The organism is Streptomyces exfoliatus (genome assembly GCF_000725545.1).
Classification (GTDB): Bacteria; Actinomycetota; Actinomycetes; order Streptomycetales; family Streptomycetaceae; genus Streptomyces; species Streptomyces exfoliatus.
Genome location: NZ_JNZP01000004.1, coordinates 196476 through 209941, shown reverse-complemented (window position 1 = coordinate 209941; position 13466 = coordinate 196476). Strand labels below are relative to the sequence as shown.

The 13466-nt window shown below is 72.1% G+C and carries 11 protein-coding genes; 7 read left to right on the top strand and 4 right to left on the bottom strand.

What is annotated here, in order from left to right:
* Window positions 1–55: 55 nt before the first annotated feature.
* Together pepN and IO20_RS0107230 are read right to left on the bottom strand one after the other, a co-directional pair.
* Window positions 56–2635, bottom strand: coding sequence for an aminopeptidase N (gene pepN, locus IO20_RS0107235; protein WP_030555619.1), 2580 nt, complete (start codon window positions 2633–2635; stop codon window positions 56–58).
* Between the two features lie 139 nt (window positions 2636–2774).
* Entirely contained in the window at window positions 2775–3791 is a 1017-nt protein-coding gene (locus IO20_RS0107230; protein WP_030555617.1) for an aspartate-semialdehyde dehydrogenase, read from the bottom strand.
* A 172-nt stretch (window positions 3792–3963) separates the two neighbouring features.
* Here IO20_RS0107230 and IO20_RS0107225 point away from each other — a divergent pair, with 172 nt between their 5' ends.
* Window positions 3964–4488 (top strand): RNA polymerase sigma factor, encoded by a 525-nt coding sequence (locus IO20_RS0107225; protein WP_037634845.1) that lies wholly within the window; start codon window positions 3964–3966, stop codon window positions 4486–4488.
* A gap of 2 nt (window positions 4489–4490) precedes the next feature.
* Window positions 4491–5237: a hypothetical protein gene (locus tag IO20_RS0107220; RefSeq protein WP_051874888.1), complete on the top strand. Its 747-nt coding sequence runs from the start codon at window positions 4491–4493 to the stop codon at window positions 5235–5237.
* 115 nt (window positions 5238–5352) lie between these two features.
* Here the strand turns inward: IO20_RS0107220 and IO20_RS0107215 are convergent, their stop codons facing one another.
* Entirely contained in the window at window positions 5353–8667 is a 3315-nt protein-coding gene (locus tag IO20_RS0107215; RefSeq protein ID WP_030555612.1) for a S8 family serine peptidase, read from the bottom strand.
* Between the two features lie 200 nt (window positions 8668–8867).
* Window positions 8868–9410 (bottom strand): CGNR zinc finger domain-containing protein, encoded by a 543-nt coding sequence (locus IO20_RS0107210; protein WP_030555610.1) that lies wholly within the window; start codon window positions 9408–9410, stop codon window positions 8868–8870.
* Between the two features lie 131 nt (window positions 9411–9541).
* Between IO20_RS0107210 and IO20_RS0107205 the strand changes: the two genes are divergently transcribed.
* From IO20_RS0107205 to IO20_RS0107185, 5 genes are all read left to right on the top strand, one after another.
* Entirely contained in the window at window positions 9542–9997 is a 456-nt protein-coding gene (locus IO20_RS0107205) for a VOC family protein (RefSeq protein ID WP_030555608.1), read from the top strand.
* Window positions 9998–10118: 121 nt separating this feature from the next.
* The gene (locus IO20_RS0107200) at window positions 10119–11000 is read left to right on the top strand and encodes a pyridoxamine 5'-phosphate oxidase family protein (RefSeq protein WP_030555607.1); all 882 of its coding nucleotides are present in this window, start codon (window positions 10119–10121) and stop codon (window positions 10998–11000) included.
* Window positions 11001–11072: 72 nt separating this feature from the next.
* A complete protein-coding gene (locus IO20_RS0107195; protein ID WP_031126956.1) occupies window positions 11073–11624 on the top strand; it encodes an HPP family protein in 552 nt (183 codons plus the stop codon).
* Between the two features lie 9 nt (window positions 11625–11633).
* On the top strand, window positions 11634–12101 hold the full coding sequence (locus IO20_RS0107190) for an NUDIX hydrolase (protein WP_030550563.1): 468 nt from the start codon (window positions 11634–11636) through the stop codon (window positions 12099–12101).
* 119 nt (window positions 12102–12220) lie between these two features.
* Window positions 12221–13453 (top strand): serine hydrolase domain-containing protein, encoded by a 1233-nt coding sequence (locus IO20_RS0107185; protein ID WP_078946010.1) that lies wholly within the window; start codon window positions 12221–12223, stop codon window positions 13451–13453.
* Window positions 13454–13466: the final 13 nt, after the last annotated feature.

Genomic DNA, 13466 nt, shown 5'->3' with positions numbered 1-13466 from the left:
AGCAGGGGCGCCCCCCGGGGGGAGGGCGCCCCTGCTCCGTACCGGATCAGCGGTGTCAGACCGCCGCGGCCGCGTCCGCCGCACGTGCCCTGAGGGCGCGCTCGACGCCCGCGCGGCACTCCGTCACCATGCGCCGCAGCGCCGGGACCGGGTCGTGCTCGGCGATCCACGCGTCCGTCGCGTCCAGGGTCTCCTGCGAGACCTGGAGCGTCGGGTAGAGGCCGACCACGATCTGCTGGATCATCTCGTGGCTGCGGGTCTCCGAGACGCCCTTGATCGACGCGAAGTACTTCGCCGTGTACGCGGCGAGCAGCTCACGCTGGTCGGTCTGGACGAAGCCGCCGATGACGGCCTCCTGCACGGCGTTCGCCAGCTTGTCGTCCTCGACGACCGAGGCCCAGGCCTCCGCCTTCGCCGCCTCCGTCGGGCGGGCCGCGCGCGCGGTCGCCGCGTGCCGCTCGCCCGCCGCCGTGCGGTCGCGCTCCAGCTCGCCGGCGATCTCCGGCTCGTCGTAGACACCGGTCGCCGCGAGCCGCTGGACGAACGCCCAGCGCAGCTCGGTGTCGACGGCCAGACCCTCGATCGACTCGCGGCCCTCCAGGAGCGCGGCGAGCAGGTCGAGCTGCTGCGGCGTGCGGGCGGTCGCGGCGAAGGCCCGCGCCCACGCCAGCTGGTGGTCGCTGCCCGGCTCGGACGCCTGGAGGTGCGCGAGCGTCGCCTCGGTCCAGCGGGTCAGCCCGGCCTCACGCCACTCCGGCGCCGCGTACAGGTCGAGGGCCGCCTTGACCTGGCCCTGGAGCGACTGGACCACGCCGATGTCGGACTCCTTCGCGACACCGGAGAGCACGAGCTCCAGGTAGTCACGGGTGGCCAGCTCGCCGTCGCGGGTCATGTCCCAGGCGGAGGCCCAGCACAGGGCGCGCGGCAGGGACTCGGCGAAGTCGCCGAGGTGCGCGGTGACGTTGGTGAGGGACACCTCGTCGAGGCGGACCTTGGCGTACGACAGGTCGTCGTCGTTGAGGAGGACGACGGCCGGGCGGGCCTTGCCCGCGAGCTGCGGCACGGCGGTCAGGCCGGCGGCCTCGACGTCGAGTTCGAGGCGCTCGGTGCGGACCAGCTTGCCGGTCTCGTTCAGCTCGTAGAAGCCGATCGCGATCCGGTGCGGGCGCAGCACGGCCTCGCCCTTGGCGCCGGCGGGCAGCGCCGGGGCCTCCTGCCGGACGGCGAAGGAGGTGATGAAACCGTTCTCGTCGGTCTCGATCTCCGGCCGGAGGATGTTGATGCCGGCCGTCTCCAGCCACGCCTTCGACCAGGTCTTGAGGTCGCGCCCCGAGGTCTCCTCAAGGGCGCCGAGCAGGTCGGAGAGGCGGGTGTTGCCGAAGGCGTGCGCCTGGAAGTAGGCCTGCACGCCCTTGAAGAACTCGTCCTCGCCGACGTAGGCGACGAGCTGCTTCAGGACGCTCGCGCCCTTGGCGTACGTGATCCCGTCGAAGTTGACGAGCACGTCCTCCAGGTCGTTGATCTCCGCCATGATCGGGTGCGTCGACGGCAGCTGGTCCTGGCGGTAGGCCCAGGTCTTCTCCGCGTTGGCGAAGGTCGTCCAGGCGCCCGGCCAGCGGGTGCCGGCCACCGAGGCCTGGCAGGCGACCGAGGTGAAGGTGGCGAACGACTCGTTCAGCCACAGGTCGTTCCACCACTCCATGGTGACGAGGTCGCCGAACCACATGTGGGCGAGCTCGTGCAGGATCGTCTCGGCGCGCCGCTCGTACGCCGCGTCCGTCACCTTCGAGCGGAAGACGTACTGGTCGCGGATGGTGACCGCGCCCGCGTTCTCCATCGCGCCCGCGTTGAACTCGGGCACGAAGAGCTGGTCGTACTTCGCGAACGGGTAGTCGTACGCGAACTTCTCCTGGAACCAGTCGAAGCCCTGGCGCGTGACGTCGAAGATGTGGTCGGCGTCGAGGAACTCGGCGAGCGACGGACGGCAGTAGATGCCCAGCGGGACGCTCTGCCCGTCCTTCTCGTACGTCGAGTGCACCGAGTGGTACGGGCCGACGATGAGCGCGGTGATGTACGTGGAGATCCGGGGCGTGGGCTCGAACACCCACACGTCGTCCTTCGGCGTCTCCGGCGTCGGCGAGTTGGAGATGACCTTCCACCCGCTCGGAGCCTTCACGGTGAACTGGAAGGTCGCCTTCAGGTCGGGCTGCTCGAACGAGGCGAAGACGCGACGCGCGTCCGGAACCTCGAACTGCGTGTACAGATAGGCCTGGTCGTCGACCGGGTCGACGAAGCGGTGCAGGCCCTCACCGGTGTTGGTGTACGCGCAGTCGGCGACGACCTTCAGCTCGTTGCGGCCCGCGACGAGGTGGGCGAGGGCGATCCGCGAGTCGCGGAAGACGGCGGCGACGTCGAGCGCGCGGCCGTTCAGGACGACCTCGTGGACGGCGGGCGCGACGAGATCGATGAACGTCGAGGCACCGGCCTCTGCGGAATCGAAGCGGACGGTGGTGACGGACCGGTAGGTGCCGCCCTCCTGCGCACCGGAGAGGTCGAGTTCGACCTCGTACGCGTCCACGGTCAGCAGCGCCGCCCGCTGCTGAGCCTCTTCACGGGTCAGGTTCGTGCCAGGCACCCGGTCATCTCCTCGGTTTCGTGACGTTTGGCCCATCCTTCCACGGGGCCCTTCCCCGGCGCACGACACATTTCCCAGGGCGAACACGGGAGGGGCGGCCACCCACCCGGGTGGCCGCCCCTCGCTGATGCAGGCCGGGTCAGCCCTTGAGCTCCGCCGCGACCAGCTCCGCGATCTGCACGGCGTTCAGCGCCGCGCCCTTGCGCAGGTTGTCGTTGGAGAGGAACAGCGCCAGACCGTTCTCGACGGTCTCGTCCACCCGGATGCGGCCCACGTACGAGGCGTCCTTGCCGGCCGCCTGCAGCGGGGTCGGGATCTCGGAGAGCTCGACGCCCTCGGCGTCCTTGAGGAGCTCGTAGGCGCGCTCGACGCTGATCGGACGCTCGAAGCGCACGTTCACCTGGAGGGAGTGGCCGGAGAAGACCGGGACGCGCACACAGGTGCCGGAGACCTTCAGCTCGGGGATCTCCAGGATCTTGCGGGACTCGTTGCGGAGCTTCTGCTCCTCGTCGGTCTCGAAGGAGCCGTCCTCGACGATCGAGCCGGCCAGCGGGACCACGTTGAACGCGATCGGGCGCTTGTAGACGGCGGGCTCGGGGAACGCGACGGCCTCGCCGTCGAACGCCAGCTGGTCGGCGTTCTCGGCCACGGCACACGCCTGCGTGCGCAGCTCGGCGACACCGGCCACGCCCGAGCCGGAGACGGCCTGGTAGGTGGTGGCGATCAGCGCGGTGAGGCCGGCCTCCTGGTGGAGCGGCTTGAGGACCGGCATGGCGGCCATCGTGGTGCAGTTCGGGTTGGCGATGATGCCCTTGGGGCGGTCCTTGATCGCGTGCGGGTTGACCTCGGAGACGACCAGCGGGACCTCGGGGTCGCGGCGCCAGGCGGAGGAGTTGTCGATCACGACGGCGCCCTGGGAGGCGACCTTCTCGGCGAGGGCCTTGGAGGTGGCGCCGCCGGCGGAGAAGAGCACGATGTCCAGGCCGGTGTAGTCGGCGGTGGAGGCGTCCTCGACCGTGACCCCGTCGACGACCGTGCCGGCGGACCGGGCGGAGGCGAAGAGCCGCAGCTCGTCGACCGGGAAGTTCCGCTCGGCCAGGATGCTGCGCATGACTGTGCCGACCTGACCGGTGGCTCCGACGATTCCGACCTTCACGGGGACTCCTCCGTACGTATGTGCAGGCTGCTGCCGGTCCATGATGCGTATGTCCCGGGGCGCCTTGTCCAATCCATTGTCCACAGGGCGGGACGCGGGCGCGGGGCCGGATCGAACGTTTCGTGCCGCTTCCGCGTCACAGGGGGGACGCGGAAGGGGAGGATGCGCGGTGGTGGTAGTGAGGAAGGCCCGGCGGCCCGGGGCCGACGATCCGCTGGACGCGGCCCTCGTGGACCGGGTGAGAGCGATCCTGGCCCTGGGCGGGGTGCCGCACGCGGACCTCCAGGACGGCGTGCAGCAGGTGCGGCTGAAGCTCCTGGAGTTCCGGACGCGGGGAGGGGAGCCGCTGCGGTCCACCGCCGCCTGGTGCGCGGTGGTGGCCTCGAACATCGCCGTGGACTGGCACCGGGAGCGCCGCCGCAGGGAGCGGCTCGACGAGCGGCTGACCGCGCTGCGGCCGTGGGACACGGAGCAGCCGGGCGTCGAGGAGGCACGGGTCCTGACGCTGTCGGTCGCGCAGGGGCTCGACGCGCTGCCCCTGCCGCAGCGGCAGGTCGTGGTGCTGCGCTTCTACGCGGATCTGGCGGTGGCCGAGATCGCGGAGGCGCTGGACATCCCCGAGGGAACGGTCAAGAGCCGGCTGCACGCCGCCGTGCGCGCGCTGCGTGCCCGGCTGCACACGGACGAGGTGGTGTGAGGGTGGAGAAGGACGAGCGGGACCCGGTACGGCTGGCGCTGTCCGGCGAGCGGCTGCCCGAGGGGGCCGACGGGGACCCCGACGTGCGGGCGGCGCTGGCCGACGTGGAGATCCTGCGGGAGCAGCTGGCCTTCATCGCCACGGCGGTGGCAGGACCGGCGCCCGCCCCCGAGGGGTCGCCGCCCGAGGTGCCGCGCCCCCGTCGGCGACGCGCTCTTCGGCGGGCGTTCGCCGTGGTCGCGGCGGTGGCCGTCCTGGCCGTCCTGGGGACCGGGGGTGCCTACCTCGTGGCTCACAAGGGGCAGTCCGACGGGGCGTTGCAGAGCGCGAAGCTCACCGCCGAGGGCCTGGTCGCGTGCGCCACGGACATCGCCGAGGGGACGGTGACCCGGGTCGAGCGGCTGGGCGGGGACCGGGGGCTCCGCGTCACCCTGAGCGTGGAGCGCAGGTACAAGGGCGAGGCCGAGGCGGCGGGGACGGCGGCCGGGGAGCCCCGCCTCGTCTTCACGGCCGGGGACGTCCCCGCCGAGGAGCCGGGCGGCCCCTACTTCCGGGTGGGCACGCGCGTGCTCGTCATCGTCTCGCGGTTCCCCGGAGAGCGCCCGATCACCCACCGGGAGGGGGACCCTCCGCCCCGGGACTCCGGCGAGGACGTCGGAGCGGTGCGTGACGATCTGGAGTACGGACGCGCCTGGGTGGAGAAGGCGCTCCCCGGGTCCGCCGGAGCCGACTGCTCACACCCCGGCTGACCGTCACCTGCGGAGGAACGCCCCCCGGCTGACCGGCAAGCGGAGGAGCGCACGCGGAGGAACGGAAGAGGGGCGGACACCGGAACCGGTGCCCGCCCCTCACTGTCTCGCGGTGTTACGGGGTGACGCTGCCGATCAGGACGCTGCCGGAGCCCGCGACGGTGCCGCGGGTGTTGAGCAGCTGGACCTCGCCGAAGAACTGGCGGCCCTCGGGAGCCGCCCCGGCGACCAGGACCTCGGCCGTGACCTTGGCGCTCGCGCCGTTGGCCAGCGGGTAGGTCGTGGCGTTGTCGACCTGGACGCTGCCGAGCGCGGCGGAGTAGTACACGTCCTTGTAGTCGAAGGTCGTGCCGCCCTCGGCGTGGACCGCGTAGCCGTCGATGACGACGGTGTACGTGCCCGCGGCCGGCTTCACGAGGGAGACGGACTCCTCCGAGTCGCCGTCCGCCGACTGGCCGACCTGCTTGCCGCCGAAGGAGACGGTCAGGTCGAGGTCGGCGGCCTTGTCGGAGGTGTTGCCGATCGCGATGTCGAGGCGCTCGACGCCCTCACCGATGGTGACGGTCTTCGTCTGCTGCTCGTGGTGCTGGATGGTCGGGGTCTCGACCTTGGCCGAGCCCAGCGGGCCGCCCTTCAGCTTGCCCTCGAGCGCGGCGAACTTGTTGGTGACGGTCCACTCGACGGGGGCCGGCGTGCCGACCTTCGCCTCGGCGACGGTCTGGACGGCCGGGTCGAACGAGGCACCGAGGACGGAGACGCCCAGGGTGAACGGGTTGTCCAGGTCGGGCGAGGTGCGGCGCGACTCGACCTCGATCTCCCAGACGCCCGGCGTCGGGTTGGCGTACGACCGCAGGTCCGGGCGGCAGGTGTTCGCCGGGTTGTAGTGCGGGTAGCACGCGGTGGACGCGGTGGACTCGATGGCCACGCCGTACGGGTGGATCGCGATGAACCGGGTCTGACTCTTGGCCTTCAGGCCGCCGAGGGCGACCTCGAGGGACTTGGCGCCCTCCGGCACGGTCACGAAGTACGACTTGTGGCTGTTGCGCTGGACGGTGCCGGCGGCGGAGAAGCCGTAGCCGGGGGCGACCAGGTCGCTCGCGACGACCGAGGTGGCGAGGATCTGCTTGTCGACGCCCTCGGTGTCCTCGTCGTCGGCCTCAAGGATCACGCTGTGCACGCCGGCGCTGGTCGGACGGGCCTCGATCCTGACGGTGACCGGCTTGTTCAGCGGCAGGTCGATCTCGTCGTCGCCGAGGATCCGGAAGGTGCCGTCGTTGTACTTGAGGTCGAGCTCGTGCTCGACGGCCCGGGCCGGGCCGTTCGTGCGCGTGACGGTGACGTCGTAGACCTTCTTCTGGCCGACCTTGAGGCCGCCCTCACGGTCGTACACACCGGTGCCGGTGTGCGGGGCCGGGAAGATCGCGGTGTCGACCGGGGCCTCGACCTTGTAGTCGTGGGCGGTCGCGCCGTCCTTGATGGAGTCCCAGGCCTCGTTGATGTCGATGCGGCCCGAGCCCTGCTCGTGCGCCTTGACGCCGTCGATCCGCCGGGCGGTCGAGGTGAGTGCGGTGCGCAGGGTGAGCGGGGAGAGCTCCAGGCCCTTCTGCTTCGCGGCCGAGAGCAGCAGAGCGCTCGCGCCCGCGACCTGCGGGGAGGACATCGAGGTGCCGTTGAGCATGCCGTAACCGGCGGGCAGCGCGTAGCCGGCCTCGGCGACGCCGGAACCGGCCTGCCAGGTCGGGATGGTGTTCACGGCCGAGCCCGGACCGGTGATGGTCGGGGTGAAGCCGCCGTCCTCACGCGGGCCGCGCGAGGAGAAGGGGAACATGGCGTACGACTTGGTGACGGCCGAGCCGTAGTTGGCGGCCCAGGTCGACTTGGAGATCGCCGCGCCGACCGAGACGACCTTGTCGGCCAGGCCGGGGTCGCCGATCGTGTTGATGCCGGGGCCGGAGTTGCCGGCCGAGATGACCAGCTGCACGCCGTACTGGTCGATCAGACGGGTGTAGAGCCGGGCGCGGACGTTGTCGCCGTCGTTCTGCGCGGGCAGGCCGCCGATCGACATGTTGACGATGTCGACGCCGCGGTTGACGACGAGGTCCGTCATGCCCTCGGTGAGGGCGGTGTTGGTGCAGCCGCCGGTCCAGGTGCACGCGCGCGAGGAGACGATCTTCGCGCCGGGCGCCGCGCCGTTCATCCGGCCGCCGAACAGGCTGTTGGCGGCGGTGATGCCGGCGACGTGGGTGCCGTGGGAGGACTCGACGATGCCGATGTTGACGAAGTCGCGCTTCTGGCCGACCCAGCTGCCGCCGAGCGGGTCCATCGCGACGTCCTTGCGGATCTCGACGACGAACGGCGTCTTCTCCGCGACCTCGGTGGCCGGGTTGTCGGTACCGAAGTAGCCGACCTGGTGCCCGTCCTTGTACGGCTTCATCGGCGCGTTGTCCGTGAAGTCGTTGTTCTGGTCGGCGTCCACGCGGACGGTGCCGGCGGCCGGGTCGTACAGCATGCCGAACACGTCGGTGGTGTCGCCGTCGCGGTTGATGTCACCGGCCGGGTCGCCGCCCGCGGTGATCGACTCGCTGAAGCGGCTCCACTGGTAGGAGCCCTCGGGCGCCTTCCAGCTCTGGGTGGCAGCGGTGAAGACCGGGCCGGTGACCGGGGTGATCTGGGCGCGCCAGGTGGCGTCGCCCTCGGTCAGCGGGTCGGTGGCGGTGACCCAGTCGACGATCTTGCGCTCGCCGGTGGTGGTCTTCTGCAGGGCCGGGTGGCCCAGGTCGACGCCGGAGTCGAGGATGCCGATGGTCACGCCGCGGCCGTCGGCCCGGGGGTGGTCCTCGACGAAGTCGACCGCACCCGTCTCGTGGGACGGGTTGTACGGGTTCTTCGCCGGGGTGTTCTTGCCCGGGGCAGGGTACGTCGTGGTGACGGTCGTGCCCTCGACGGCGCCGGTGGTCGCGCCCGCGTCCGGGGTCGGGTCGTCCAGCGGGATCTCGGCCTGGAGGTCGATCGACTGGACGGAGGAGAGCTTCGCCGCTGCCTTGATGGCCGCGTCGGCCTTGGCGGTCGGCAGGGTCGCGCGGACGTAGCCGAGCGCGTCCTGCCGCTTGCCGACCGAGGCGCCGGCGACGGCGTCGAGCTGGCCCGCGACCTGCTCGGTGGCGCCGGGGGCGGTGGCGACGAGGATCGTGACGTTCTTCTCGCCGCTCGCCTCGGCCTCGGTGAGGCGCTGCGCGTCGGTGGCGCCGAGCTTGTCGGCGGCGTCGGTGGCCTTCACCGGGGGAGTGGTGGCGGGAGCGTCGATGGCCAGGACCGGGGCGGCACCTGTCGCGACGAGCGCGGCGACAAGTCCTGCGGCGGCCGCGATGCGGGCCGCACGTCTCCCGGAGGGCGAGCGCCCGGGTATGGAGCTCTGGGGGGTCATGTACATCCCTGGTTGTGAAAGAGAGGGTCCGGATTTCGGTACCGGATGACCGCTGAGCCTTTCGCAAGTGACAGGGGTTTGTGGAGACTTGCCGGGTGGCGGAATGCGTCGATGGCGCACATCCGCCAGTGCGGACGATGCGCCATCGGGGATTAATCACCCTCAAACGGGGCGATCGGACGGGGTGCTCGAGGGCCCGGAGGGTTTCAGGCGTCCTTCGAGCGGGCGTAGTGGCGCGAGGCCTTGGCCCGGTTGCCGCAGGCCGCCATCGAGCACCAGCGGCGGGTGCCGTTCCGCGAGGTGTCGAAGAAGTGCAGGATGCACGCCTCGTGGGCGCAGGCCCTGATGCGGTCGGGCGCGGTGCGGAGCAGGTCGAGGTAGTCGCGGGCGGCGGTCCAGCCGGGGCCCCGGGCGGGGTCGGCGAACTCGACCTGTTCGCCGGGTCCCTCCACGGTGAGCGTGGCCCGGATGCGGCCGTGGTCGAGGACCGTGTCGACGCGGGCGGTGGCGGCGGGGTCGCCGGGGTGGTCGACGAGCGCGGCGAGCGCGTCCCGGGCGGCGAGGGTGTGGCGCAGGGTGGTGGCGTCGGCCGTGAACCGCCGCTGCAGGCCGTTGGCCGAGAGCCAGACGGCGAGGCCGTCGACGTCGGTGAGCAGGTCCTGGCGGCCGCCGTCCTCGTTCCAGCGGGTGTTGAGGAGGTCGAGCGAGACGGGCTCGCCGGTGAGCGGCCGTGGGTCGGTGGCGGTCATGGCGGAACCTCCTCGATGAACTAACCCCTCAAGAGTACGTGAGCGGTTGACGCCTCTCATGTCTAACCTCTAAAGTCGAATTAAGAGGTTAGCCCGAGGGGCTGGCCGCCGCCCCCAGGGAGAGCTACGCCATGACCGCGATCGGCACACTCACCACCCACCACGTCGGCCTCAACGTCACCGACCTGGACCGCTCCCTCGCCTTCTACGGAGAGGTCCTCGGCTTCGAGTCCCTCGGCGAGGGCGCGGAGGGGGACAGCCGCTACGCCTTCCTCGGCCAGCACGGCCGTCTGGTCCTCACCCTCTGGCAGCAGGCCGACGACACCTACGCCGCCACCCGCGCCGGCCTCCACCACCTCGCCTTCGAGGCCGAGTCCCTCGACCACGTCCGCGCCGCCGAGGCCGCCCTCACCGCCCGCGGCGCCTCCTTCGCGTACGAGGGCGTCGTGGCCCACAGGGAAGGCGCGGCCTCCGGCGGCATCTTCTTCCACGACCCGGACGGCACCCGCCTGGAGATCTCGGTCCCGAAGGGCGCGGAGGGCGCGGAAGCCCCGAGCGAATCGGCCCCGACCTGCGGCTTCTTCTAGCGGTACCCAGGTTGTGGGCAATCGTTCCGCAGGGCGGAACGGGTGGGCACAACCGAAACGCGCCTCCCGCGCCAGGGCCCGACCCGCACCACGACCAACCCGCACCCGAGTGAGGCCCGCCATGGACCCGTACACCCAAGGCTCCCGCGCCGTACAGGACCGCGTCGGCGTCCGCGAGGTCGCCCAGCACGTGGGCCGCTCCATCACCCCCGGCATCCGCCCCATCGCCGCCGCCTTCCTGGAGCTCCAGCCGATGCTGATGATCGGCGCGGCGGACGGGGCGGGCCGCGTCTGGTCGAGCCTGCTCACCGGCACACCCGGTTTCATCCGCGCGACCGGCCCGCACACCGTCTCCGTCGCGGGCGGTGTCCCCGCCCGCGACCCGCTGGCCGACGCGATCACCCCCGAGGGCACGCCCGTCGGCACCCTCGCCCTCGACCCCCGGACCCGCCGCCGCATGCGCCTCAACGGCACCGCCCGCCCCAGCGCACGCGGATTCGTCATCGAGGCCGAGCAGGTCTTCTCCAACTGCCCGAAGTACCTCCAGAAACGGGAGTGGTACGGCTCCGATCCCGACCGCCCCGGGACCGGAACCGTCCAGCACGGTGAGGCGCTCACCCCCGCCCAGGTACGCCAGGTCCAGGCCGCGGACACCTTCTTCGTGGCCACCGCGGCCCCCGACGGCGTCGACGTCGGCCATCGCGGCGGCAACCCCGGCTTCGTCCGCGTCGACGGGCCCCGGGAACTCAGCTGGCGCGACTACCCCGGCAACGCGATGTTCCTGACCCTGGGGAACCTGGAGGAGGACGGCCGCGCGGGCCTGCTCTTCGTGGACTGGGAGACCGGAACCACCCTCCAGCTCAGTGGCCTCGCGCACACGGAGTACGGCCCCGAAGAGCGCGTCACCCGCTTCCGCGTCGAGCGCTCGGTCGAGACCCCGGCCGGCAGCCCCCTGCGCTGGTCGCCCCCGGAGTACTCCCCGGCGAACCCGCCCGAGGCCTGACCGCCGACCGCGACCCCAGCCCCCGCCGTCGGCCCTGTCGCCGCCCGAACCGAACCCCGAGGACCGCCCGTGCTGCCCACCGTCCCGGCCCCCGGCACCTCCCTGCCCGAAGCCACCCCCGCCCTTGCCGGCCCCCCTCCCCCCACCCGCCCCGGCCCGCCCCCTCGCCCCCGGCCCCGGATCCTGCTCGCCTCCACCGCGGGCAGCGTCGCCGCCCTCCTGCTCCTGGTCGCCGTCGGCACCGTGCTCGACCAGCCCCTGCTCATCCCGCCGCTCGCCGCGAGCATGGCGCTCGTCGCGGGCGCCCCCGACCTCCCGCTGTCCCAGCCGCGCTCGGTCGTCGGGGGCCAACTGCTCTCCGCCCTCACCGGGTTCGCCGTCCTCCTCGTGGCGGGCCCCGGCCTCTGGGCCGCCGCCGTCGCGGGCGGCCTCGCGCTCGGCGTGATGATGTCGGCCCGTACCCCGCACTCGCCCGCCGCCGCCACCGCGGTGATCGTCGCCCTCCAGTCCCCGCCCTTCTGGTCGTTTCTCGGCCTACTCGCCCTCGCCTCCCTCCTCCTGGTCGCCGTCGGCCTCGGCTCCGCCCGCGCCTCGGGCCGGACGTATCCCGTCTACTGGTTCTAACCTCTTTTCATGAAGCAGGAGTTGCGGGTGGCGGCCTACGCCGTGTGCGTACGGGACGGGGAGGTGCTCCTCGCCCGCTGGGTGGCGGGCGACGGCACCAAACGGTGGACGCTGCCCGGCGGCGGCATGGACCACGGCGAGGAGCCCGTGCAGACCGTCGTCCGCGAGGTGGAGGAGGAGACCGGCTACCTCACCGAGCCCACCGCCCTCCTCGGGATCGACTCCATCCGGCGCGGCTGGCTGCGCCGCCTCGGCGGCCCCGGCGACTTCCAGGGCCTGCGGATCATCTACGAAGCCCAGGTCACCGGGGGTGCGCTGCGCAACGAGACCGGCGGCTCCACGGACCTCGCCGCCTGGCATCCGCTCGACTCCGTCCCCGCCCTGCCCCGGGTCGAACTCGTCGACATCGGCCTCGACCTGTGGCACGAGCGGCCCCCGGTCGGCCGCTCCCGGCTCGCCGATCCGACCAACGGCTGACCCCGCTGCCGAACGGCTGAAAGACGCTCAACCACCGCAACCCCGCTCAACCGTCCCGCCCGCCCCGTGGTCCTCCCCGCCGACCGCAACACGCACCGCAGGATCACAGGGGAGCCCGCATGTCAGCCGTACGCACGACCCGCACCGTCCTCGCCACCGCCCTGGTCGCGGGGCTCACCGCCACCGCGCTCGTCACTCCCGCCCTCGCGGCACCGGCACCGGAGCGGCGGGACCACACGGCCACCCAGCAGGCGCTGCAGGCCGCGGTCGACGCGGGCGTGCCCGGCGCCGTCGCCCAGGCCCGCGACGGAGGCGACCGCTGGACCGGCACCGCGGGCGACCGCGGGGGCGACGACCGCTACCGGGTCGGATCCATCACCAAGACCTTCGCCGCCACCGTCCTCCTCCAGCTCCAGGCGGAGGGCCGTCTCGACCTCGACGACAAGGTCGAGAAGTGGCTGCCCGGCGTGGTCAGGGGCAACGGCCACGACGGCCGGAACATCACCGTCCGCCAGCTGCTCAACCACACCAGCGGCATATACAGCTACACCGGCGACCCTGCCTTCCAGGAGAAGGTGTTCGGCCCCGGCTTCCTGGAGCACCGCTACGACACCTGGACCCCCGGGCAGCTCGTCGGCGTCGCCATGGCCCATGAGCCGGAGTTCGCCCCCGGCGCCGGCTGGAGCTACTCCAACACCAACTTCGTCCTCGCCGGAATGGTCATCGAGAAGGTCACCGGGCGCCCGTACGGGAAGTCCGTCGAGAACCGGATCATCAAGCCGCTGAAGCTCCGCGCCACCAGCGTCCCCGGTACCCGGGTGACCGTGCCGCAGCCCAGCAGCCGCGCGTACTCCACCCTCTACGCCCAGGGCGGCCCCGTCCACGACGTCACCGAGCTCAACCCCACCCTCGCCCTCGCCGCGGGAGAGATGATCTCCGACTCGGCGGACCTCCAGACCTTCTACCGCGCCCTCCTGAAGGGCCGGCTGCTCCCGAAGTCCGGGATGAGCGAGCTGACCGCCACCGTGCCGGTCAACCCCGATTACCCCCAGTTCCGTTACGGCCTCGGGATCTCGTGGCAGAAGCTGGGCTGCGGCACGGAGATCTGGGGACACGGCGGCGGCATCCACGGTTCGATCTCGGAGGCGTACACCACCCGCGACGGGCGGCACACCCTCGCCGCCAACTTCAACGCGGACTGGACGGGCGACACCCAGAGCGTCATCGACGCCGAGTTCTGCGGTACGACCCCGAAGGGCGCCGACCCCAAGGGCCTCACCGCGAAGTCCGGGCAGTCCGGGGAGTCCGCGAGGCCCGCGGCGACCCTGTCCGGCCTGGTCCCCATGAACTGACCGGCAGGCCAGG

Bases quoted from the DNA above. Each gene is read 5' to 3' on its own strand.
- IO20_RS0107215 (WP_030555612.1), bottom strand. From the start codon at position 8,667: ATGTACATGACCCCCCAGAGCTCCATACCCGGGCGCTCGCCCTCCGGG.
- IO20_RS0107185 (WP_078946010.1), top strand. From the start codon at position 12,221: ATGTCAGCCGTACGCACGACCCGCACCGTCCTCGCCACCGCCCTGGTC.
- IO20_RS0107205 (WP_030555608.1), top strand. From the start codon at position 9,542: ATGACCGCGATCGGCACACTCACCACCCACCACGTCGGCCTCAACGTC.
- IO20_RS0107190 (WP_030550563.1), top strand. From the start codon at position 11,634: ATGAAGCAGGAGTTGCGGGTGGCGGCCTACGCCGTGTGCGTACGGGAC.
- IO20_RS0107200 (WP_030555607.1), top strand. From the start codon at position 10,119: ATGGACCCGTACACCCAAGGCTCCCGCGCCGTACAGGACCGCGTCGGC.
- IO20_RS0107210 (WP_030555610.1), bottom strand. From the start codon at position 9,410: ATGACCGCCACCGACCCACGGCCGCTCACCGGCGAGCCCGTCTCGCTC.